The 20,895-nt window shown below is 72.8% G+C and carries 23 protein-coding genes; 16 read left to right on the top strand and 7 right to left on the bottom strand.

The features are described from left to right. The first annotated feature begins 188 nt into the window (after positions 1–188). The 9 genes from O7634_RS18740 to O7634_RS18780 all read left to right on the top strand — a co-directional run bounded on the left by O7634_RS18740 (position 189) and on the right by O7634_RS18780 (position 8,186). Entirely contained in the window at positions 189–1,232 is a 1,044-nt protein-coding gene (locus tag O7634_RS18740; RefSeq protein WP_278151406.1) for an aromatic ring-hydroxylating dioxygenase subunit alpha, read from the top strand. Next, on the top strand, positions 1,229–1,423 hold the full coding sequence (locus O7634_RS18745) for a hypothetical protein (protein ID WP_278151407.1): 195 nt from the start codon (positions 1,229–1,231) through the stop codon (positions 1,421–1,423). Before O7634_RS18740 ends, O7634_RS18745 begins: the two co-directional genes overlap by 4 nt. After that, positions 1,420–2,373, top strand: a complete 954-nt coding sequence (locus O7634_RS18750; RefSeq protein ID WP_347404267.1) for a PDR/VanB family oxidoreductase — start codon at positions 1,420–1,422, stop codon at positions 2,371–2,373. Before O7634_RS18745 ends, O7634_RS18750 begins: the two co-directional genes overlap by 4 nt. A gap of 54 nt (positions 2,374–2,427) precedes the next feature. Then, positions 2,428–3,201, top strand: a complete 774-nt coding sequence (locus tag O7634_RS18755) for an IclR family transcriptional regulator (protein ID WP_278151408.1) — start codon at positions 2,428–2,430, stop codon at positions 3,199–3,201. Positions 3,202–3,284: 83 nt separating this feature from the next. Then, positions 3,285–4,148, top strand: a complete 864-nt coding sequence (locus tag O7634_RS18760; RefSeq protein WP_278151409.1) for a PaaX family transcriptional regulator C-terminal domain-containing protein — start codon at positions 3,285–3,287, stop codon at positions 4,146–4,148. Positions 4,149–4,295: 147 nt separating this feature from the next. Continuing rightward, the gene (locus O7634_RS18765) at positions 4,296–5,222 is read left to right on the top strand and encodes an SDR family NAD(P)-dependent oxidoreductase (RefSeq protein ID WP_278151410.1); all 927 of its coding nucleotides are present in this window, start codon (positions 4,296–4,298) and stop codon (positions 5,220–5,222) included. A gap of 30 nt (positions 5,223–5,252) precedes the next feature. Beyond that, on the top strand, positions 5,253–6,134 hold the full coding sequence (locus O7634_RS18770; RefSeq protein ID WP_278151411.1) for an amidohydrolase family protein: 882 nt from the start codon (positions 5,253–5,255) through the stop codon (positions 6,132–6,134). 17 nt (positions 6,135–6,151) lie between these two features. Continuing rightward, positions 6,152–6,604, top strand: a complete 453-nt coding sequence (locus O7634_RS18775) for a MaoC family dehydratase (protein ID WP_278151412.1) — start codon at positions 6,152–6,154, stop codon at positions 6,602–6,604. A 58-nt stretch (positions 6,605–6,662) separates the two neighbouring features. Then, on the top strand, positions 6,663–8,186 hold the full coding sequence (locus tag O7634_RS18780) for a long-chain fatty acid--CoA ligase (RefSeq protein ID WP_278151413.1): 1,524 nt from the start codon (positions 6,663–6,665) through the stop codon (positions 8,184–8,186). On the opposite strand, the gene O7634_RS18785 is transcribed toward O7634_RS18780, so the two are convergent. The 7 genes from O7634_RS18785 to O7634_RS18815 form a co-directional block, all read right to left on the bottom strand. Further along, positions 8,110–8,985 (bottom strand): PaaX family transcriptional regulator C-terminal domain-containing protein, encoded by an 876-nt coding sequence (locus tag O7634_RS18785; protein WP_278151414.1) that lies wholly within the window; start codon positions 8,983–8,985, stop codon positions 8,110–8,112. The genes O7634_RS18780 and O7634_RS18785 overlap by 77 nt on opposite strands. A 38-nt stretch (positions 8,986–9,023) precedes the next feature. Continuing rightward, complete coding sequence (locus O7634_RS18790; RefSeq protein ID WP_278151415.1) at positions 9,024–9,836, bottom strand: ABC transporter ATP-binding protein; 813 nt, start codon at positions 9,834–9,836, stop codon at positions 9,024–9,026. Beyond that, entirely contained in the window at positions 9,829–10,653 is an 825-nt protein-coding gene (locus O7634_RS18795) for an ABC transporter permease (RefSeq protein WP_278151416.1), read from the bottom strand. Before O7634_RS18795 ends, O7634_RS18790 begins: the two co-directional genes overlap by 8 nt. Then, positions 10,650–11,450, bottom strand: a complete 801-nt coding sequence (locus tag O7634_RS18800) for an ABC transporter permease (protein ID WP_278151417.1) — start codon at positions 11,448–11,450, stop codon at positions 10,650–10,652. Before O7634_RS18800 ends, O7634_RS18795 begins: the two co-directional genes overlap by 4 nt. A gap of 5 nt (positions 11,451–11,455) precedes the next feature. Further along, the gene (locus O7634_RS18805) at positions 11,456–12,430 is read right to left on the bottom strand and encodes an ABC transporter substrate-binding protein (RefSeq protein WP_278151418.1); all 975 of its coding nucleotides are present in this window, start codon (positions 12,428–12,430) and stop codon (positions 11,456–11,458) included. Positions 12,431–12,611: 181 nt separating this feature from the next. Beyond that, positions 12,612–13,784: a 4-hydroxybenzoate 3-monooxygenase gene (locus tag O7634_RS18810; RefSeq protein WP_278151419.1), complete on the bottom strand. Its 1,173-nt coding sequence runs from the start codon at positions 13,782–13,784 to the stop codon at positions 12,612–12,614. 16 nt (positions 13,785–13,800) lie between these two features. Further along, a complete protein-coding gene (locus tag O7634_RS18815) occupies positions 13,801–15,261 on the bottom strand; it encodes a benzaldehyde dehydrogenase (protein ID WP_278151420.1) in 1,461 nt (486 codons plus the stop codon). Between the two features lie 210 nt (positions 15,262–15,471). Between O7634_RS18815 and O7634_RS18820 the strand changes: the two genes are divergently transcribed. From O7634_RS18820 to pcaC, 7 genes are read left to right on the top strand one after another with little or no spacing between them, the layout of a single operon-like run. Beyond that, on the top strand, positions 15,472–16,290 hold the full coding sequence (locus tag O7634_RS18820; RefSeq protein ID WP_278151421.1) for a CoA-transferase: 819 nt from the start codon (positions 15,472–15,474) through the stop codon (positions 16,288–16,290). Further along, the gene (locus tag O7634_RS18825) at positions 16,287–17,105 is read left to right on the top strand and encodes a CoA-transferase (RefSeq protein WP_278151422.1); all 819 of its coding nucleotides are present in this window, start codon (positions 16,287–16,289) and stop codon (positions 17,103–17,105) included. The genes O7634_RS18820 and O7634_RS18825 overlap by 4 nt, the downstream gene beginning before the upstream one ends. Then, a complete protein-coding gene (gene pcaH, locus O7634_RS18830) occupies positions 17,102–17,860 on the top strand; it encodes a protocatechuate 3,4-dioxygenase subunit beta (RefSeq protein WP_278151423.1) in 759 nt (252 codons plus the stop codon). Before O7634_RS18825 ends, pcaH begins: the two co-directional genes overlap by 4 nt. Next, complete coding sequence (gene pcaG / locus O7634_RS18835; RefSeq protein WP_278151424.1) at positions 17,853–18,425, top strand: protocatechuate 3,4-dioxygenase subunit alpha; 573 nt, start codon at positions 17,853–17,855, stop codon at positions 18,423–18,425. Before pcaH ends, pcaG begins: the two co-directional genes overlap by 8 nt. Then, complete coding sequence (gene pcaB, locus O7634_RS18840; RefSeq protein ID WP_278151425.1) at positions 18,400–19,740, top strand: 3-carboxy-cis,cis-muconate cycloisomerase; 1,341 nt, start codon at positions 18,400–18,402, stop codon at positions 19,738–19,740. The genes pcaG and pcaB overlap by 26 nt, the downstream gene beginning before the upstream one ends. After that, entirely contained in the window at positions 19,737–20,516 is a 780-nt protein-coding gene (pcaD, locus tag O7634_RS18845) for a 3-oxoadipate enol-lactonase (protein ID WP_278151426.1), read from the top strand. Before pcaB ends, pcaD begins: the two co-directional genes overlap by 4 nt. Next, positions 20,513–20,893 carry a 4-carboxymuconolactone decarboxylase gene (pcaC, locus tag O7634_RS18850; RefSeq protein WP_278151427.1) on the top strand — a complete coding sequence of 127 codons (381 nt, stop codon included), beginning with the start codon at positions 20,513–20,515 and terminating at the stop codon, positions 20,891–20,893. Before pcaD ends, pcaC begins: the two co-directional genes overlap by 4 nt. Positions 20,894–20,895 lie beyond the last annotated feature (2 nt).

Below are 20,895 nucleotides of genomic sequence, written 5' to 3' on the forward strand. Positions count from 1 at the left end.
GCCAGCCAAACGCCGGAGGCGAACAGCGACACGTCCCGCAAGGGGTCGGCCGGTGACATCGGAGTGAAGAATCAGGGTCTATCGACCGGCATCGCGCTTCCACTGAGTGGAAGGGCCGGGTGCGGTGCGTGCGCGTCGCGCGCGACGATCCGCACCCGGCGGCTTCGTGCAGGAGGAGGTTCGGTCGGATGGTCTTCGCGCGTGACCAGTGGTATGTGGCGGCCTACGGCAGCGAGGTCGGACGGACCCTGCTCGCCCGTACCCTGCTCGGTGAGCCGCTGGTGCTGTACCGCACCGGGGCCGGGGAGGCGGTGGCGCTCGCCGACCGGTGTGTGCACCGGCGCTTTCCACTGTCGGAGAGCCGGCTCGACGGTGACACGATCGTCTGCGGCTACCACGGCTTCACCTACGACCCGACCGGCGCGTGTGTCTTCGTACCCGGTCAGCAGCGCATCCCGCGCACCGCGCGGGTCGCCTCCTACCCGGTGGTGGAGCGGGACTCCTTCGTCTGGGTGTGGATCGGCGACCCGACGGTTGCCGATCCGGCGACGGTCCCCCGCGCGCCGTGGCTGGACGACCAGCGGTACGCCGTGGTGCACGGCATGGAGCCGTTGAACGCGCGGTACGGCCTGCTGGTGGACAACCTGATGGACCTGTCCCACGAGACCTACCTGCACGGCGGTTACATCGGTACGCCAGAGGTGGCGAACACCCCGATCACCACCGAGGTGGACGAGGACCGGGGCGTCGTCTACGTCAGCCGGCACATGGACGACGCCGAGTGCCCGCCGTTCTACGCGCGTTCCACGGGCATCCAGGGTCGGATCACCCGCTGGCAGGACATCGAGTACCACCCGCCCTGCCTGTACCTGTTGCACAGTCGGATCGCGCCACAGGGCGTCTATCCGCCGGCCGAGGGCCCGGACGACGCGGCCTTCCACGCCGAGATCGTGTACGCCATCACCCCGTCGACCGCGCACACCACCTACAACTTCTGGGCGGTGGCCCGCGACTTCGCGATCGACGACGAGTCGGTGAGCGACTACCTGCGGCAGAGCAACCACACGGTGGTCATGCAGGACGTGACGGCGCTGAACATCCTGGAGCAGGTGATCGCCGCCGAGCCGGACGCGTACCAGGAGCTGAGCATCAACATCGACACCGGCGGCCTGGCCGCCCGGCGGCTGCTGGCCCGGATGGTCGGGTCGGGGGCGGTGGGGGCGGCGCGGTGAGGTCCAGGGTCTACCGGATCCGCTGGTTGCCGGGCACCGACACGCTGCGCGGGACCTGCCACTGCGGCGCCGAACGCAGCGCTGACGATCCGGTCGAGCTGTGGGAGTGGCTGCTGGCCCACCCGCGTGGCCACCGGGCCGGGCCGGCGGCGGCGCCCGGCCCGCGGGCGCGGGCCACGGTGCCGGCGTGACCGCCGACGAGCTGGCCGGCGTGGAACTGGTGGTGGCGGGTCGGGCGCGGGTGGCGGCGGAGGTCGTCGCGATCGACCTGCGCCGCCCGGACGGCGGTGACCTGCCCGGGTGGACCCCGGGCGCGCACCTCGACCTGGAGCTGGGCCCCGGGCTGCGGCGTCAGTATTCACTCTGCGGCGAGCCGGCGGACCGGTCCACACTGCGCATCGCCGTGCAGCGCGAGCCGGCCGGGCGCGGCGGTTCCCGGCTGGCGCACGACCGGCTCACCGTCGGCGCCACCGTCCGGGCGGGTGGACTCCGCAACACCTTCCCGCTGGTCGCGGCGGACCGCTACCTCTTCGTCGCCGGCGGCATCGGCATCACCCCGATCCGGCCGATGGTCGCCGCCGCCGACGCCGCCGGGGCGGACTGGCGACTGGTGTACGGGGGCCGCACCCGCGCCACGATGGCCTTCGCCGACGACCTGCGCCAGAGGTACGGCGAGCGGGTGAGCCTGTGCCCGCAGGACGAGACGGGGCTTCTCGACCTGGCCGGGTTGCTGGGCCGACCGGGCGGTGGGCTGGTCTACTGCTGCGGCCCGGAACCGCTGATCCGGGCGGTGGAGGAGCACTGTCGGGGTTGGCCGCCCGGCTCGCTGCACGTCGAGCGGTTCACCCCGGCGGGCGGGGCCGACGCGGACCAGCGGGAGATCGAGGTGGAGCTGGCGCTCTCCGGGCGTACGGTGCTGGTGCCCCCGGGCACTCCGATCCTGCGTGCGGTGGAGGAGGCCGGCGTGCCGGTCCTCTCGTCCTGCCGGGAGGGCACCTGCGGCACCTGCGAGACACCGGTGCTCGCCGGTGTGCCGGAGCACCGCGACAGTCTGCTCACCGAGCAGGAGCGGGCGGCCGGGGACGTGATGCTGATCTGCGTCTCCCGGGCCCGTACGCCCCGACTCGTGCTGGAGCTGTGACCGGACGGCGTACCCGGGGATGATGGCGGGGTGCGCGGGCAGCCCGGACGGTCGGTGACGAGCAAGGTGCTGGCGCTGCTCGCGGTCTTCACCCCGGCGAACCCCGCGCTGAGCCTCAGCGAGCTGGCCCGGCGCGCCGGGCTGCCGCTGTCCACAGTGCACAGGCGGGTCGCGGAGCTGGTCGAGTGGGGGGCGCTGGAGCGTGGCGACGACGGGCGTTACCGGATCGGCCTGCGGCTGTGGGAGGTGGGCTCGCTCGCGCCACGCGGGCTGGCGCTGCGGGAACTGGCGCTGCCGGTCATGGAGGACCTGTACGAGGTGACCCACGAGAACGTCCAGCTCGCCGTCCGGCAGGGCCTGGAACTCGTGTTCATCGAACGGATCGCGGGGCGGCACGCCGTACCGGTGCTGACCCGGGTGGGTGGTCGCTTCGCGCTGCACGCCACCGGTGTCGGGCTGGTCCTGCTCGCGTGCGCGCCCGTCGCGGTACAGGAGCAGGTGTTGGCCGCTCCGCTGGAGCGGTACACCGACCTGACCATCACCGACCCGAGGCGGTTGCGCGCGTGCCTCGCCGAGGTGCGCAGGGCCGGGTACGCGGTCAGCGACCGCCAGGTCACCATGGACGCCCTGTCGGTGGCCGCGCCGATCCGTGGGCCGGGGGGCGTGGTGGCGGCGATCTCGCTGGTGGTCGCGTACGACCGGGCGGACCGGCTGGCCCTGGCGCCGCTGGTGCAGGCCGCGGGTCGGGTGCTCTCCCGGGCGCTGGGCGGTCCGGGTGGGCCACCACCGGCGCGGGTGCCGTTACCGCCGGGCCACCGGACGCAGTAGCTTGTCCGCATGGTCATCGTTGCGCCCGCGTCCGCGTCGACCGGTGGCCCGCGCGATTCCGCCACCGGCGACGGGTCCCGCCGGTGGTGACCGACGACGCGTCGGCGGAGCGGTCGTCGGCCGTCGGCCGGGCCCGCGCCCAGCGGCTGCTGGTGACGCTGCTCGGCGACTACTGGCACGCCGGGCACGCCCCGTTGCCGTCCGGCGGGCTGGTCGCGGCGCTGGCCGAGTTCGACATCGCGCCGGCCAACGCCCGCGCGACGCTCAGCCGTTTGACCCAGCGCGGGGTGCTGGAACGGACGAAGGAGGGGCGGCGGACCAGCTACCGGCTGACCGGGTCGGCGTCGCAGATCCTGCGCCGCGGCGCCCGGCGCATCTTCGCCACCACTGACGAGAACGCCTGGGACGGCTGCTGGACGTTCATCGCGTTCACGTTGCCGCTGGACGACACCAACCAGCGTCGGCTGCTGCGGGCCCGGCTGCGCTGGCTGACGTTCTGGCCGTTGTACGACGCCACCTGGGTCACCCCGCACGACCGGTTCGACGAGGTCCGCGAGCAGTTGAGCGAACTCGGCATCAACGACGCGGTGGTGCTGCGTACCACGGACCTGGCCCTGCTGCCGGCCGGTCGGGCGCGGTTGGAGACCGCCTGGCGGATCGACGAGCTGGCCGAGGGATACCGGGCGTTCCTGAAGCGGTACGACGATCTGGCCCGGCTTGCCGCCGCCGGCGAGGTGTCGCCGAGGCAGGCGCTCGTGCAGCGCACCGAGCTGGTCAACGACTGGCGTGCCCTGGTCGGCGAGGACCCGGATCTGCCGCCCGACTTCCTGCGGGCGTCCTTCCCCCGTGCCGAGGCGCGGTCGATGTTCCTGCGTACCTCGGCGGCCCTCGCCGCGCCCGCGCAACGCCGCTTCGAGGAGATCGTCCGGACCGCCGACGGGTCCTGAGGTCGGTTGGCGTCACCCCGCACCCGACCCGGTTCCCGGGTCGGCGCTCGCTCGCGTCCACGGTGGATGCATTGCAAAGACGTTGACCTTTGATCAGATTCTGCATTATGTTTCCGGTTCGAGCGGCATCGACGGAAGGCACTGCGCATGTCACTTGCCGGCAAGGTCGCCATCGTCACCGGATCCGGGCGCGGTCTCGGTCTGTCCTACGCGCAGGAGCTGGCCCGAAGGGGTGCGTCGGTCGTCGTGAACGACGTCGACGCCGAGGCCGCGGCCGACGCCGTGGCCGCCGTCGAGGCGGTGGGCGGCCGGGCCGTGCCGGTGGTCGCGCCGGTCGGCCCGACCGAGACCGCCACGGAACTGGTCAACGCGGCGGTGGACCGCTTCGGGCGGCTGGACGTCCTGGTCACCAACGCCGGCGTCCTGCGCGACACGGTGCTGTGGAAGATGAGCGACGACGACTTCGACACCGTGGTCACCGTGCACCTGCGCGGCACGTTCACCACAGCGCGCGAGGCGGTCCGGCACATGCGGCAGGCCGGCGAGGGTGGCCGGATCATCTGCATCGGCTCACCCACCGGTCAGCGGGGCAACTTCGGCCAGACCAACTACGCCGCCGCCAAGGCGGGCATCGTCGGGATGGTCCGCACCTGGGCACTCGAACTCGCGCGCGCCGGCATCACCGCCAACGCCGTCGTGCCGGTCGCCGCCACCGCGATGACCGCGACCGTCCCCTACTTCGCCGCGGCGGTGCGGGCCGAGGCGAACGGTGAGCCGATGCCCCAGTTCTTCCGGCAGCAGCTCGGATTCGGCACCGCGGACGACGCGGCCGGGCTGGTCGCCTTCCTCAGCTCGGACGCCGCCGCCGCGGTGACCGGGCAGGTGATCGGGGTGGGGGGTGACCGCCTGCAGATCTGGACCCACCCGGAGGCCGCGCTGACCGCGCACCGCGAGGGCGGCTGGACCTACGACGCGCTGTGTCAGGAGTGGCCGTCGACGTTCGCCGCCGCCGCGCAGAGCGTCGGGGAACGCTTCCCGGACCTGCCCGGGGAGTTCCGGCCCGCGACCTCCTGAGCGACCCGACGACGACAAGGTTGCCGCCTGATGTACCAGCCCGCGATCGACCCGGACGCCGTCACCGCAATCGACATGCACGTGCACATCGAGGTCGACGACCACGGTCATGCCTCGCTGCCCGAACCGCTGGTGGCGGCCGTGAGCCGGTACTTCCGGACGGACGGGCCACGGCCCGCCGTCGACGCGGTGGCGCGCTACTACCGGGAGCGGCGGATGGCCGCCGTCGTCTTCACCGTCGACGCGCGGACGCAGCTACGGCACCCGCCGCTGTCCAGCGTCGACATCGCCCGCGCCGCCGCCGAGCACGCCGACGTGCTCATCCCGTTCGGATCGGTCGACCCGCGCACCGGTGCGGCCGCCCTCGACCTCGCGGCCCGTCTCATCGAGGAGGAGGGCGTACGCGGCTTCAAGTTCCACCCCACGGTGCAGGGGTTCGACCCCGGTCACGAGGAGTACGCGCCGCTGTGGGGTCTGCTGGAGCGCTCGGGCGTGCCGGCGCTGTTCCACACCGGGCAGACCGGCATCGGCGCGGGCCTGCCCGGCGGCTACGGACTGCGGCTCGGGCTCTCCAACCCGATGCTGCTCGACCCGATCGCCGCCGACTTTCCCGACCTGCAGATCATCATGGCCCATCCGTCGGTGCCCTGGCAGGACGAGGCGTTGTCGGTCGCCACGCACAAGCACAACACCTGGATCGACCTGTCCGGCTGGAGTCCGAAGTACTTCCCGGCCGAGCTGGTGCGGCACGCCAACTCGCTGCTGAGACGACGGGTGCTCTTCGGCACCGACTACCCCCTGCTCACCCCCGACCGCTGGCTGCGCGAGGTGACGGCCACCGACCTCAAGCCGGACGTGCTCCCGGGCATCCTGAAGGACAACGCCCTCCGCCTGCTGCGTCTTGCCCGGTGACGACGAGAGGAAGCGTCATGACCAGGACCATCACCTACGACCAACTCACCGAACTCGAAGGCACCGACCTCGGTCCCGGCGACTACCGGACGGTCACCCAGGACCAGGTGAACCTGTTCGCCGACGCGACCGACGACCACCAGTGGATCCACGTCGACCCGGAGCGGGCGAGAACCGGCCCGTTCGGCGCGCCGATCGCGCACGGCTTCCTCACCCTCGCGCTGGCCATCCCGCTCTGGACCGAACTGCTCGAGGTCAAGGGGGTGTCGACGAAGGTGAACTACGGGCTCGACAGGGTGCGTTTCCCCGCGCCGGTCACTGTCGGGTCGCGGGTGCGGATGCGGGCCACCATCGCCGAGGTCGCCGAGATCCCGGGCGGCTACCAGCTCACCGTCGACCAGACGATCGAGGTCGAGGGCGCCGCCAAACCGGCGGTCGTGGCCCGGGGGTTGTACCGCTTCTACGCCTGAGCGCCGGCGTCCGCCGAGCCGGACGAGCACACCCACCTCCACCACCGGGAGACTGCTGATGCGCCAGCACGGGATCGGCGCCTGGGTGGCCAAGCGCCGACTCAGGTCCCCGGACAAGGTCGCCCTTGTCCACGACGAGCAATCGACGATGACGTACGGGCAGTTCGCCGACGCCGCGGACCGGGTCTCGGCAGTGCTGCGCGAGCGGGGTGTCGGCAGGGGTGACGCGGTCGCCCACCTCGGCGCGAACAGCCCGGACTTCCTCGCCGTGCTGTTCGGCGCGGCGCAGCTCGGCGCCGTCTTCGTGCCTGTCAACACCCGGCTCGCCCCGCCCGAGATCGCCCACGTCCTCGCGGACTGCGACGCCCGGGTGCTGATCCACGACCCGGACCTCGGCGCGCCGGTGGCGTCCGCCGCGCCGGTCGCCGGCACCCGGCACGTCATCGTGACCGGGGAGGGCACCGCCGAGCGACCGGGACTCGCCCCGCTGAGCCGCACCGCACCGGCGTTCACCGGCCCCGTCGACACCAGCCACCAGGACCCGGCGGCGATCGTCTACACCTCCGGCACGACCGGGCGGGCCAAGGGCGCCGTACTGACCCACGGAAACCTCACCTGGGTCGCGCTCAACTGCGTCGTCGACTACGACGTCGTCTCGACCGACGTCGCGCTCATGATCTCGCCCCTGTTCCACGTCGCCTCGCTCGGCATGGGTGCTCTCCCCGTCCTGCTCAAGGGCGCCACCATGGTGCTCGAGAAGGGCTTCGAGCCGGGTCGCGCGCTCGCCCAGATCGAGCGGCACGGGGTCACCATGCTCAGCGGCGTGCCGACCACCTACCAGCTGATGGCCGACCACCCGAACTGGGCCCGCACCGACCTGTCGACGCTCGCGAAACTCACCTGCGGGGGCTCGGCCGTGCCGACCCGCATCCTCGACGCGTACGAGGCGCGCGGGCTGTCGTTCGCGCAGGGGTACGGCATGACCGAGGCCGGACCGGGCGCGACCGCGCTGCCGCCGTCGATGACCCGGGTCAAGCAGGGCAGCGTCGGTCTGCCGCACTTCTTCACCGACGTGCGGATCACCGACGCGAGCGGCGCGCCGGCGCCTCGCGGTGAGGTCGGCGAGATCGAGGTGGCCGGGCCGAACGTCTTCGCCGGCTACCACGGGCTTCCGGAGGCGACCGCCGGGGCGTTCACCGCCGACGGGTGGTTCCGCTCGGGCGACCTGGGTCACCTGGACGCCGACGGCTACCTCTACATCTCCGGTCGGCTCAAGGACATGATCATTTCGGGTGGCGAGAACATCTACCCGCCCGAACTCGAACGCCTGATCGAGGCCATCGACGGGGTGACCTCGGCGGCGGTCATCGGCGTGCCGGACGAGCGCTGGGGGGAGGTGCCGTGGGCGGTAGTGACCGTCCGGGAGGGGGCCTCGGTCGACACCGACAGCGTGCGGGCGTTTCTCGACGGCAGGGTCGCGCGCTACAAACTGCCCAAGAACGTCGTCATCGTGGACGACCTGCCGAGGACCGCGTCGGGGAAGGTGCGAAAGACCGACCTGCGGGCCCGGTTCGGCGGTTAGCCGCGACGAGGTCGGCGAACTCGGCGCTGGACGCCTCGGCCAGTTTCTCGTGCATCCGGCGGTAGGTCTCCGCCGACCGGGTGGCCGGCCACTGGGCGTCCATGAACTCGGGCGGCAGCCTCGGGTCGGCCCGCAGCAGGGCGAGCCAGTCCGCCACGAGCATGGTGCGCACGCTCAGGGCGCTGGGCGCCAGCGCCGTCGCGGCCGCGTCCCCCCAGAGGTTGATGAACGCGAGGTGCTCGCGGCGGATCGCCTCGATGTCCCACGCGGCGCGCACGCTCTCGCCGATCGGGAATCCGGCGAGTTCGCGGGCGTGGAAGGCGACCACCGGGTGGGGCGCGAGGGCCTGGCGCAGCGGCTCCAACGACCCGGCCAGGTCGACCTCCCCGGGGGCCAGCCAGAGCCCGTCCCGCAGCGGCGCGAAACCCTCCCAGGTGAGGGTCGACCGGAGCCGGTGCCGCAGCGTCCGCTGCCCCTCGGGGATCGAGAAGGTGACGAGCGTCCACCCGCTGCCCTGCGGGTCGAACGGTCGTGGTCCACGAACCCGGTCGGTCGCCTCGCGGAGCACCGCCGCCCCGTGCCCGGTCAGCGAGAACAGGGTCTCCCGGCCGCTGCGGGCGCGGCCGAGGATGCCGCTGCGCACGAGACGGTCCAGGGTCGCGCGGGTGGTCGGTGCGGCCACGTCCGCGCCCTCCAGGACGCTGATCAGGGCGCTCGCCCGGATCGGCCCCGAGTCGCCGTCGACGACGTGCTCACCGAAGAAGGCGAGCAGCAGGTGTTTCGGCTGGCGTCTGCCCACGGCCCTTCCTCTCGGCACTGCCGTCGCCCGGCCGCCGGTCACGGCGCGCACGGCGGGGACAGGACCGACCCGCGCTTGGCCCGTTGGATCTGGTCGTAGACGTGCGTCCGTAGCTGCGTGAAGCGGGGCAGGGCGCGGGTCGTGATCTGGTCGCGCTCGGCCGGCAGGTCGATCGTGAGGTCCTCCTGGACCCAGGTGGGCGAACGGGACAATACGAGAACGCGCTCGCCGAGATACACCGACTCGTCGATGTCGTGGGTGACGAAGATGATCGAGATGCCCCGGCTGACGTGCAGCTCGCGGACCAGGTCTTCCAGGTCCGCCCGGGTCTGGGCGTCCACAGCGGCGAACGGCTCGTCCATGATCAGCACCTCGGGCTGGTAGGCGACGGCCCGCGCGATGGCGACCCGCTGCTGCATCCCCCCGGAGAGCTGCCACGGGTGGCTGCGCGCGACGTGGGTCAGGCCCACCGCGTCGAGGGCGTCGGCGACCCGCTTGGCCCGTTCGGCGCGGGACAGCTTGCGGTGCCGCAGCGGAAGGTCGACGTTCCCGCGTACGGTCAGCCACGGGAAGAGGCTGCGACCGTACTCCTGGAAGACCACCGCCATCGCGGGACTCGGCCCGGTCACCGGTGCGCCGCTCATCTCGACCACGCCGTCGGTGGGCCGCAGCAGGCCGGCGAGGCACTTCAGCAGCGTGGTCTTTCCGCAGCCGGACGGTCCGACGACGCAGACGAGTTGACCGGCGTCCATCGTGAAGCTGACGTCCCCGATCGCCTCGACGTCCCCGGTCGACGACTCGTAGACCTTGCGCAGGTGCTCCACCCGCAGCAGCGTGCTCCGCTCAGGCACGGTTGACCTCCCTGATTCCGTGGTACCACCGCAGGACGCGCCGCTCGACGAGACCGAAGGCGACGGCGAGGCCGACGCCGACGAGACCGAGCAGCAGGATGCCGCTCCACATCTCGGCGATGAGGTAGTTGCGCTGGAAGTAGGCGATCCGGTAGCCGAGCCCGGAGGACGAGGCGAACATCTCGGAGATGACCATCAGGATGAGCGCGACGGAGAGCGCCTGACGGACCCCGGCCATGATGCGCGGGCTGGCGGCGGGGAGCACCAGGAACCAGAGCCGCTCCCATCGGGAGATGCGGAACGACGCCGCGGTCTCCGTCAGGACGCTGTCGGTCGCCCGGACCCCCTCGATCGTGTTCAGCAGGATCGGCCAGACCGCGCCCGATACGACCACCACCACCTTCATCGTGTCGGTGATGCCGAGCAGCAGCATGGCCACCGGGATGAGCACCGGCGGCGGGATCGCCCGGAGAAACTCCAGCACCGGCTCGAGCAGGTCACGCAACGAGTGGACCAGGCCGATGACGGTGCCGGCGGCGACGCCGAGCACCACCGACGCGACGATGCCGAGGCCGAGACGGGCCAGGCTCGGCAGCACGTCCGCCACGAACGCGGGGCCCACCCAGGTGTCCACGAAGGCCTTCGCGATCGTCGACGGAGCCGGAAAGAACAGGCTCGTCGTCCTGGTCGCCAATAGACCCCAGACCACCAGGAGCAGCACCGGCAGGCCGAGCGCGTGCAGCACGCCGGCGGCGACCCGGGCTCCGGCCCGCCGGCCGCGCGGCACGACGGCCAACCGACCGGGGTACGCGCTCACCACGCCTCCTCTCCCCGTACCGACTGGTGCCAGGACAGCACCCGGCGCTCGATGAACCGGAAGACGAGGTTCACCAGCAACCCGAGCAGGCCGGTGACCACGACGAGGGCGTAGAGACCGGTGGCGTCCCCGGCGGACCGGGACAGCTCGATCATGCGGCCGAGGCCGAGGTTGCCGATCACCATCTCCGCGGTGATGGCGAGGATGAGCGCGACCGCCGCCGCCAGCCGCAGACCGGTCATCAGGTACGGCAGCGCGGTCGGAAGAACCAGGTGCGACAGTTGTCGGTGGCGGGGGAGGCCGAAGCTGCGAGCGGTGTCGCGGGCGACCGTGTCGACGTCGGCGACCCCGTAGATGACCTGCACGAACACCTGCCAGAACGACGCGTAGACGATGATGACGAGGGCGGCCCGCGGCTGGATGCCGAACATCAGGACGGCGAGCGGGATGAGGGCGACCGAGGGGATCGGCCGGAGGAACTCCACCGTCGTGTGCGTCGCGCGCCGGAGGAACGGCACCAGGCCGACGATCGTGCCGAGGACGACGGCGGCGGTCGTCGCCACGGTCAGGCCGATCGCCCAGGACGTCATGGTGCTGCCCAGACGCCGCCAGAACGCCAGGTCGACGAGCTGTTCGGCCAGTCGCGCCAGCACGTCCGTCACATACGGCAGATATCGCGGGTCGACCAGCCCCAGCGCCGGGACCAGCTGCCACACGACGAGGAAACCGGCCAGGCCGGCGGCGCCCAGCGTGGCTCTGCGCAGCGCCCGCCGGCGTCGGGTGGAGAGGACGGGCATGGCCGCTACTGCTGCTGGATCAGGCGGCCGAGGTTGGGCTGCTGGTCCAGCACCTTGTATTTCCCGGCGAGTTCGGCGAGCGTCAGCAGGCTCTGCCTGTCGACCTCCCAGCCGAAGGCCGGGAGCCGCACCGAGTCCGCCACCGGCGGGGGCAGTTGCAGGTTGTCCTTGATGGCCTGCCGGACGGCCGCCTCGTTGGCCGGGTCGTTGGCCCAGCCCAGCGTCTTCTTCATCGCCGCCGAGAAGTCCTCGACCAGCTTCGCGTCCTTGTCGGTGCGCTCCTTGGTGGTGATCGTGGTGAGGGTGGTCAGTCCGGGCACGACCGCCTGGTAGGGCGCGACGACGAAGGTGTCGCCACGGCTCTTGAGCTGCGTGACGAAGGGCTCCGGCACCCAGGCCGCGTCGATGTTGCCCGCTTCGAGCTGGGCCGGCGCGTCCGGGAAGGCGACCTCGACGAACTTGATGGTGGACGGGTTGCCGCCGTCCTTCTCCACCGCCGCCATGATCGTCACATCACCGGCGGCGCCCAGGCTGTTGACGGCGACCCGCTTGCCGGCGAGGTCGGCCGGTCGGGTGATGCCCGACTTCTTCGAGGCGACCACGGCGTTGATGTCGTCGCCGTCGGCGTACGAGGAGGCGTAGTTGCCGATGATGACCACGCCGAGATTGCGCAGGTCGGCCCGGAACGCGCCGAAGGGCTGACCGATGGCGAAGTCGATGTCGCCGTTCAGCAGGGCGGGAATGGCCTGCGCGCCGCCCTGGGCGGGCAGCACCTCGACCTGGAGCCCGCGTTCGGCGAAGATGCCGGCCTTCATGCCGCCCCACAGCGCGGCGGTCTCGGTGATGGGCAGCGCCGCGACCCGGACCTTGCGCAGCTCGCCCGAGGGCTGGTCGGACGGGCTGGACGCGTCGGAGTCGGTGCATCCGGACAGGGCGATCGCGGTGACGGCGACCAGCCCGAGAGCCATGACCTTCTTCATTGACGAGGCCCTTTCCTTCGCGGAGGTGGTGGGTGCGTCGAAAGCCGGCGGATGCCTCGGATCTGCGGGTGGACTACCGCTGTGCGGGGGCACGCCGCTGTGCTGGCCATGGTCGAGCACCCAGACATCGAAAGTCAAGAATTCTCGACGCCCGTCAGGAAAAAGTAGAACAACGGCGCGCTCAGACCTCGGGTAGGCCCACGTAGTTCTCGGCCAGGCTGGTGGCGTAGGCGCGGGACGTGGCGACGTACCGCAGCGTCGCGATCTGGAGATTCCGCTCGTACGGGTCGTCGTGCTCCAGCCGGTGCAGCATCGAGGTCATCCACCAGGAGAAGTGCTGCGCCCGCCAGACCCGGCGCAACGCGGTCGCCGAGTAGCTGTCCAGCAGGTCGGGGCTGTGGTGCTGGTACCACGCGGCGAAGGCGTCCCCGAGCAGCGCGACGTCGGCGAGGGCCAGGTTCATGCCCTTCGCGCCGGTCGGCGGGACGATGTGCACGGAGTCCCCGGCCAGGAACAGCCGCTCCCACCGCATCGGCTCCACCACCAGGCTGCGCATCGGGGTGACGGATTTCTCCAGGATCGGACCCTCGTTGAGCGACCAGCCCGGCACCGTCTCCAGCCGGGTGCGCAGCTCCGCCCAGATCCGCTCGTCCGGCCACGCGTCCAGGTCCTCGTCCGGGGCGACCTGGAGATACAGTCGCGAGATCTCGGGCGAGCGCATGCTGTAGAGGGCGAAGCCGCGCTCGTGGTTGGCATAGATCAACTCCTCCACCGCCGGAGCGGCGGCGGCGAGGACACCGAGCCAGGCGAACGGGTAGGTCCGCTCGTAGGTGGTCAGCACCCCCTCGGGCACCGCGCCGCGGCTCACCCCGTGGAAGCCGTCGCAGCCCGCCACGAAGTCACAGCGCAGCTCCTCCACGCGCCCGTCGCGTCGATGGTGGATCGTCGGCGAATCGGAGTCGAGGCCGCTCAGGCGGACCGCCTCGGTCTCGAAGAGGATCGTGCCGCCGGCCGCCAGGCGGGCGGCGATGAGGTCCTTGACCACCTCCTGCTGCCCGTAGACGGTGATCGCCCGCCCGGTCAGCTCGGTCATCGGCACCCGGTACGACTCCCCGGCGAAACGCAGCTCGATGCCCTCGTGCCGCATCCCCTCCCGGTGCAGCCGCTCGCCGACGCCGCTGCGCCGCAGGAGGTCCACCGAGCCCTGTTCGAGGACGCCCGCCCGCAGCCGGCGCTCGACGTAGGCGCGGCTGCGGCTCTCCAGCACCACGGACTCGATGCCGCGCTGGTGCAGCAGGTGTGACAGCAGGAGCCCCGCCGGCCCGGCGCCGACGATGCCGACCTGGGTACGCATCTGCGACGGCCTCCTCTCAGAACGGGTACCGCGCGACGGCGCCCCGCATGGTGAGCCACTGGGTCTCGGTGAACGCCTCGACGTTCGCCGCCGGTCCGCCGAACCGGGAGCCGGTGCCGGACGCGCCCACGCCGCCGAACGGCGCCACCGCCTCGTCGCTCACCGTCTGGTCGTTGATGTGCACGATCCCGCTGGGGATCTGGTCGGCCAGCGCCATCGCCCGCATCACGTCGCGGCTCAGGATGCCCAGCGACAGGCCGTACTCGGTCTGCCGGGCCAGGGCCACCGCCTCGTCCTGGTCGGCGAAGGTGACCACCGGCGCGACCGGGCCGAAGACCTCCTCGGCGTACGCCGGGCTGGCCGGCGTCACGTCGACCAGGACCGTGGGTCGGTAGAACAGATCCTGGTACGTGCCACCGGCCGCGAGTTTGGCGCCCGCGTCGACGCTCGCGGTGACCAGCGCGTGGATCTTGTCCCGCTGGTGCGCGTCGATGACCGGCCCGAGCGCCACCTGCTCCTTGGCCGGGTCCCCGACCGGCAGGTGGTCCGCCTTGTCGGCGAGCCGCTCGGCGTACCGCCCGGCCAGGCTCTCGTGCACCAGGTGGCGTCCGGTGGTCATGCAGATCTGGCCCTGGTGCAGGAAGGACCCCCACGCGCCGGCGGACACCGCGAGGTCCAGGTCGGCGTCGTCGAGCACGATCAGGGCGGAGTTGCCGCCGAGTTCCAGGTGTGCCCGCTTGAGGTGCCGGGCGGCGGCCGCGCCGACCTGACGCCCCGCCGCCGTGGAGCCGGTGAAGCTGATCAGCCGGACGTTCGGGTCGGCCACCAGCGCCTCGCCGGTCTCGGCCCCACCGGGCAGGACGTGCAGCACCCCCTCGGGCAGCCCGGCCTCCTCGAAGACCCGGGCGATGGTGACCCCGCCGCAGACAGCGGTGCGGGTGTCGGGCTTGAGCACCACGGCGTTGCCCAGCGCCAGGGCCGGTGCGACGGAACGGATGCCGAGGATCAGCGGGACGTTGAACGGCGCGATCACGCCGACGACGCCGACGGGCAGGCGGCGGGCCAGGCTGAGCCGTGGCTGCGCGCTGGGGATGATCTCGCCGAGCGGGTGGGAGGCCAGCGCCGCCGCCTCGTAGCACTCCTGCGCGGCGGTGTCGGTCTCCAGCTCGGCCTTGGGCGGGACGGACCCGGACTCCCGCACGATCCAGTCGCCGATCTCGGCGGCGTGCCGCGCGAACAGGTGCCCGGCCCGGCGCAGGATCGCGGCCCGCTCGGTGTAGCAGGTGGCGGCCCACCCGCGCTGCGCTTCGGCGGCGCGGGCGCAGGCGCGCGCCACGTCGTCGGGGTTGGCCACGCCGACCTGACCGATCTCCTCCCCGGTCGCCGGCGAGCGGACGGTCGACGTGCCGCCGGCCGAGGTCACCCACCCGCCACTGTGGACCTTGCCCAGCCAGTTCCTGTCGTCGAGCAGCGTCACGGTGGTCCTCCCGGGAGCGTGGGCCTCGGAGTTGTTCGCCAGCCGAACGGCCGTTCTCTTTCTGAACGTTGGCACGAGGTAGGGCTCGCGTCAACGCGTGGCCGGAGTTCCCCGGCGTTGACGGATGCCGATCGCCGCCGTACGTTCGATCTCAGTACGGGCGTCCGCATCGCGAACAGCGGACGCCGCCCGCGTGCACCGGGGAGGCTCATGGCGAAGCTCGTCTCGCTCGCCGACGGGGTGACCGAGCTGGTCCGTGACGGTGACACGGTGGCCCTGGAGGGGTTCACCCATCTCATCCCGTTCGCCGCCGGCCACGAGATCATCCGGCAGGGGCGGCGTGACCTGACCCTGGTCCGGATGACCCCCGACGTCATCTACGACCAGCTCATCGGCGCCGGCTGTGCCCGCCGACTGGTGTTCTCCTGGGGCGGCAACCCGGGTGTGGGGTCGCTGCACCGCTTCCGGGACGCCGTGCAGCACGGCTGGCCGCGTCCGCTGGAGCTGGAGGAGCACAGTCACGCCGGCATGGCGAACCGCTACGTGGCCGGCGCGTCCGGGCTGCCGTTCGCCGTGTTGCGCGGCTACACGGGCACCGACCTGCCCCGGCACACCACGAACATCCGGCCCATCACCTGCCCGTTCACCGGCGAGGTCCTGACCGCCGTGCCCGCCCTGCGTCCCGACGTGACGGTGGTGCACGCGCAGCGCGCCGACCGGGCGGGCAACGTGCAGATGTGGGGGATAACGGGAGTGCAGAAGGAGGCCGTGCTCGCCGCGCACCGGTCGCTGGTCACCGTCGAGGAGATCGTGGACGAGCTGACGCCGGTCGCGGGGCAGGTCGTCCTGCCCGGCTGGGCGGTCACCGCGGTCGCCGCGGCGCCCGGCGGCGCGCACCCCTCCTACGCCCAGGGCTACTCGCTGCGGGACAACGACTTCTACCGGTCGTGGGACGCGGTCAGCCGCGACCGTGACACCTTCCGCGCCTGGCTCGACACGCAGGTGCGCCAGGCCGGGGCGACGGCATGACCGACGCGGCGGCGACCACCGGCTGGACGGCGGACGAGATGATGACCGTCGCCGCCGCCCGCCAACTGCGCGACGGCACCGCGTGCTTTGTCGGGATCGGGCTGCCCAGCACCGCGGCGAATCTCGCCCGGGTCACCCACGCCCCGAACCTGGTGCTCATCTACGAGTCGGGTTGCCTGGGCGCGAAGCCGGACCGGCTGCCACTGTCCATCGGCGACGGCGTCCTCGCCGACACCGCCGACGCTGTGGTGTCGGTCCCCGAGGTGTTCAACTACTGGCTCCAACCCGGACGGGTCGACGTGGGTTTCCTCGGCGCGGCGCAGCTCGACCGGTACGGCAACATCAACACCACTGTCGTCGGTGGGGACTACGACACCCCGACGGTCCGCCTGCCCGGCGCCGGTGGCGCCCCGGAGATCGCCGCCTCCTGCGGCGAGGTCGTGGTGATCGTCCGGCAGAACCACCGGACGTTCACCGAGCGCGTCGACTTCGTGACCTCGGTCGGGTACGGGTCCGGTCCGGGCGACCGGGAACGGCTCGGCCTGCGCGGCGGCGGCCCCCGACTGGTGATCACCGACCTCGGCGTCCTCGCGCCCGACCCGGTCACCTGTGAACTCACGCTGACCCACCTGCACCCGGGTGTGACGCGCGAGCGGGCGCGGGCGGCCACCGGCTGGGACCTCGCCGTCGCCGAGCGGCTGCCCACCTGCGCCCCGCCGACGGAGCGGGAGTTGGCGGCGCTGCGGGCGTTGGAGGCGACGAAACAGGCGGCGCCGGCGGTGCTGCCCGCACCTGCGACGGGAGAGGGATCATGACCACCCGGGACACCGTCCACCAGCCCGGCGCCGGCCTGGTGCTGCCGCGCTACCGGCGGGACGACGTCGACGTCCACCCGCCCCTGCTCAGTCCCGGATACCTGTCGACAGTGGCGCGGGCCCCGCGGCAGCCACTGACGTACCTGCCGCAGCGGCTCACCGAGATCACCGGACCGTTGCTGGGGGAGGGGCGGCTGGGCGAGCACGACCACGACCTGACCCGCCAGCACGACGGTGAGCCGCAGGGACAGCGGATCATCGTGCACGGGCGGGTCCGCGACGGCGACGGGCGGCCGGTGGCCGGCACCCTGGTGGAGATCTGGCAGGCCAACGCCGCCGGCCGCTACCGGCACGCGAGCGACACCTGGCCGGCGCCGCTGGACCCGAACTTCGCAGGGGTGGGCCGGGCGCTGACCGACGACCAGGGGCGCTACCGGTTCGTCACTGTGCAGCCCGGCGCGTACCCCTGGCGCAACCACGACAACGCCTGGCGGCCGGCGCACATCCACTTCTCCCTGTTCGGCCGCGCGTTCACCCAGCGCCTGGTGACCCAGATGTACTTCCCAGGCGACCCGCTCTTCTTCCAGGACCCGATCTTCAACTCGGTACGCGACCCGGACGCCCGGCAACGGATGGTCGCCCGGTACGACCACGCCACCACCGCACCCGAGTGGGCGCTGGCGTACGAGTTCGACATCGTGCTGCGGGGCCGGGAGAGCACGCCCTTCGAGGACGACGGGGACGACGATGAGTGAGCGGCTGGGCGGCACACCCGCGCAGACGGTCGGGCCGTACCTGCACATCGGGCTGCGGTGGCCCGACGGCCCGTACGTCGTACCCGAGGGCACGCCGGGCGCGTTCTGGATCCGCGGCCAGATCGTCGACGGCGTCGGCGCGCCGGTGGTCGACGCGTTGGTGGAGAGTTGGCAGGCCGACCCGGACGGCCGGTTCGACCACCCGGACGACCCGCGTGGCGCCCGGCGGCCGGCGGTGGCCGGCTTCCGGGGCTTCGGCCGCAGCGAGACCGACGGGCAGGGGTGCTACCGGCTGCTGACCGTCCGACCCGGTCCGCTGCCCGACCCGGACGGCGGCACCGAGGCTCCCCACCTGACCCTGTCGATCCTCGGGCGGGGGCTGCTGCACCGCCTCGTCACCCGGCTCTACTTCCCGGACGAGCCGGCGGCCAACGCCGCCGACCCGGTGCTGCGCGCCGTCGACGCCGACCGGCGGGACACCCTGCTGGCCAGCCCGGCACCGGACGGGTTCCGCTTCGACATCCGCCTCCAGGGTGACAGTGAGACAGTCTTCTTCGCCGTCTGACCGCCTGCTCGGCGCGCTCTCCGGCACCCCCGACGTCGACAGCGAACTGGACGACGGGTCGCTGCTGCGGGCGATGCTCGACGCGGAGGCCGCGCTCGCCCGGGCCGGCGCGGACGCCGGCGTGCTGCCCGTCGCGGCGGCCGACGCGATCGTCGCGCAGTGCCACGTCGAGCGGTACGACGCGGCGGCTCTCGGTCGCGCGGCGGACGCCGCCGGCAACCCGGTCGTCCCCCTGGTCCGCGAGCTGACCGCCGCCGTGCCGGAGCATGCGCGGGCCTGGGTGCACCTCGGAGCGACCAGCCAGGACATCCTGGACACCGCGTTGACGGTGGTGGCCGTACGCGCGCTCGGACCCCTGCTGCGCCACCTCGACGCGGCGGTGGACGCCGCTGCCCGGCTGGCCGACGCCCACCGGAACACCGTCCGGGTGGCCCGGACCCTCGGGCAGCAGGCGGCGCCCACCACCTTCGGTCTCACCGCGGCGGGGTGGTTGACCGGTCTGGCCGAGGCGCGCGACCGGCTGCGGCAGGCGGGCGGCACGCAACCCGCCCAGCTCGGCGGCGCGGTCGGCACCCTGGCCGCGCTCGGCCCGGCCGGTTTGGAGGTCGCCGAACGGTACGCGGCGCTGCTCGGCCTGCCCGCGAGCCCGCTGCCCTGGCACACCCGCCGGCAACCTCGACTGGACCTGGCCGCCGCCCTCGGCGGGCTGCTCACGGCCACCGGCAAGGTCGCGCTCGACGTGGGGCTGCTCGCCCAGACCGAGGTCGGCGAGGTCGCCGAGGGTGGGGCCGGGCGGGGCGGCTCCTCCGCGCTGCCGCACAAGCGCAACCCGGTCGGCTCGGTCCTGATCGGGGCCGCCGCGCGGCGCGGTCCGGGGCTCGTCGCCACGCTGTTCGCCGCGGCCGTGCAGGAGCACGAACGGGCCGCCGGCGCCTGGCACGCCGAGTGGGAGCCGCTGCTCGACCTGCTGCACCTGGCCGGCGGCGCCGCCGCCCGCTGTGCCGAGCTGCTGACCGGTCTGCGGGTGCGCCCGGAGCGGATGCGGAGCAACCTCGACGCCACCGGTGGCCTCGTGCTCGCCGAGGCCGTCGCCGCGCGACTCGCCCCCGCCGTCGGTCGCGGTGTCGCGCACGACCTGGTCGCGCGGGCGGCCGCCGCGCCGTCGTTCCGTGCCGCGCTGCTCGCCGACGCGCGGATCCGCGCCCACCTGTCCGAGGCGGAGGTCGACGAGGCGCTCGACCCCTCCCACTGGCTCGGCTCGGCCGGTCTGTTCGTCGACCGGGCGCTGGCCGCCGTCCGAAGGACGGGGACGTGACCAACGGGTTGCACACCACGGTGGATGGTCCGTCCGACGCGCCGGTGCTGCTGCTCGGCAGCTCCCTCGGCACCGCCGGCGCGATGTGGGAACCGCAGGTCGCGGCCCTGACCGAACGGTTCCGGGTCATCCGGTACGACCACCTGGGCCACGGTCGCTCGGCGGTGCCGCCCGGACCGTACACGATCGGTCTGCTGGGTCGTGCGGTGCTGCGGACGCTGGACCACCTGGACGTGCCCCGGGCGCACTACGCCGGTCTGTCCCTCGGCGGCATGGTCGGCATGTGGCTCGCCGCGCACGCGCCCGACCGGGTCCGGCGGCTGGCGCTGCTCTGCACGTCGGCGTCGCTCGGCCCGAGCGCGCAGTGGCGGGAGCGGGCGGCGACGGTACGATCGGCCGGCCTGCCGGCGATCGCCGACACGGTGGTGGCCCGCTGGTTCACCCCGGGCTTCGCCGCCGCGCGACCGGACGTGGTCGCGACGTACCGCGCCATGCTGACCGCGACGTCCTCCGCCGGCTACGCCGCCTGCTGCGAGGCGATCGCCGGGATGGACCTGCGCCCCGACCTCGGCCGGATCGACGCGCCCACGCTCGTCGTCGCGGGAGCGGACGACCCGGCCACACCGGTCACGCACGCCCACGAGATCGTCCGACGGATTCCGACGGCCCGGCTGACGGTGGTCGAGGCGGCGGCGCACCTGGCCACCGTCGAGCAACCCGAGCGGGTGTGCCGACTCCTGCAGGACCACTTCGACGAGGAGGCCGGTGACCGGTGAACGACGGTGAGCGGTACGAGGCGGGCATGACGGTACGCCGGCAGGTGCTGGGTGACGCGCACGTGGACCGCGCGATCGCCGGCACCGACGACTTCACCGCCGACTTCCAGGACTTCATCACCCGCTACGCCTGGGGGGACGTGTGGAGCCGACCCGGGCTGGACCGGCGCGCCCGTAGCTGCGTCACCCTGGCGGTGCTGGCCGCACTCGGCCACGAGGGGGAGTTGGCGCTGCACGTCCGCGCCGCGGTGCGCAACGGCCTGACCCCGGCGGAGGTGGCGGAGGTCCTGCTCCAGGTCGGCGTCTACGCTGGTGTACCGGCGGCCAACCGGGCGTTCGCGGTGGCCCGGGAGGCCCTGGGGCGGGAGGCTGGTTGAGC

This window comes from Micromonospora sp. WMMD1120, from assembly GCF_029626235.1.
Classification (GTDB): domain Bacteria; phylum Actinomycetota; class Actinomycetes; order Mycobacteriales; family Micromonosporaceae; genus Micromonospora.

Bases quoted from the DNA above. Each gene is read 5' to 3' on its own strand.
- pcaH (WP_278151423.1), top strand. From the start codon at position 17,102: ATGACCACCCGGGACACCGTCCACCAGCCCGGCGCCGGCCTGGTGCTG.
- pcaG (WP_278151424.1), top strand. From the start codon at position 17,853: ATGAGTGAGCGGCTGGGCGGCACACCCGCGCAGACGGTCGGGCCGTAC.
- O7634_RS18780 (WP_278151413.1), top strand. From the start codon at position 6,663: ATGCGCCAGCACGGGATCGGCGCCTGGGTGGCCAAGCGCCGACTCAGG.
- O7634_RS18820 (WP_278151421.1), top strand. From the start codon at position 15,472: ATGGCGAAGCTCGTCTCGCTCGCCGACGGGGTGACCGAGCTGGTCCGT.
- O7634_RS18740 (WP_278151406.1), top strand. From the start codon at position 189: ATGGTCTTCGCGCGTGACCAGTGGTATGTGGCGGCCTACGGCAGCGAG.
- O7634_RS18810 (WP_278151419.1), bottom strand. From the start codon at position 13,784: ATGCGTACCCAGGTCGGCATCGTCGGCGCCGGGCCGGCGGGGCTCCTG.
- O7634_RS18805 (WP_278151418.1), bottom strand. From the start codon at position 12,430: ATGAAGAAGGTCATGGCTCTCGGGCTGGTCGCCGTCACCGCGATCGCC.
- O7634_RS18800 (WP_278151417.1), bottom strand. From the start codon at position 11,450: ATGCCCGTCCTCTCCACCCGACGCCGGCGGGCGCTGCGCAGAGCCACG.
- O7634_RS18825 (WP_278151422.1), top strand. From the start codon at position 16,287: ATGACCGACGCGGCGGCGACCACCGGCTGGACGGCGGACGAGATGATG.
- O7634_RS18765 (WP_278151410.1), top strand. From the start codon at position 4,296: ATGTCACTTGCCGGCAAGGTCGCCATCGTCACCGGATCCGGGCGCGGT.
- O7634_RS18770 (WP_278151411.1), top strand. From the start codon at position 5,253: ATGTACCAGCCCGCGATCGACCCGGACGCCGTCACCGCAATCGACATG.
- O7634_RS18775 (WP_278151412.1), top strand. From the start codon at position 6,152: ATGACCAGGACCATCACCTACGACCAACTCACCGAACTCGAAGGCACC.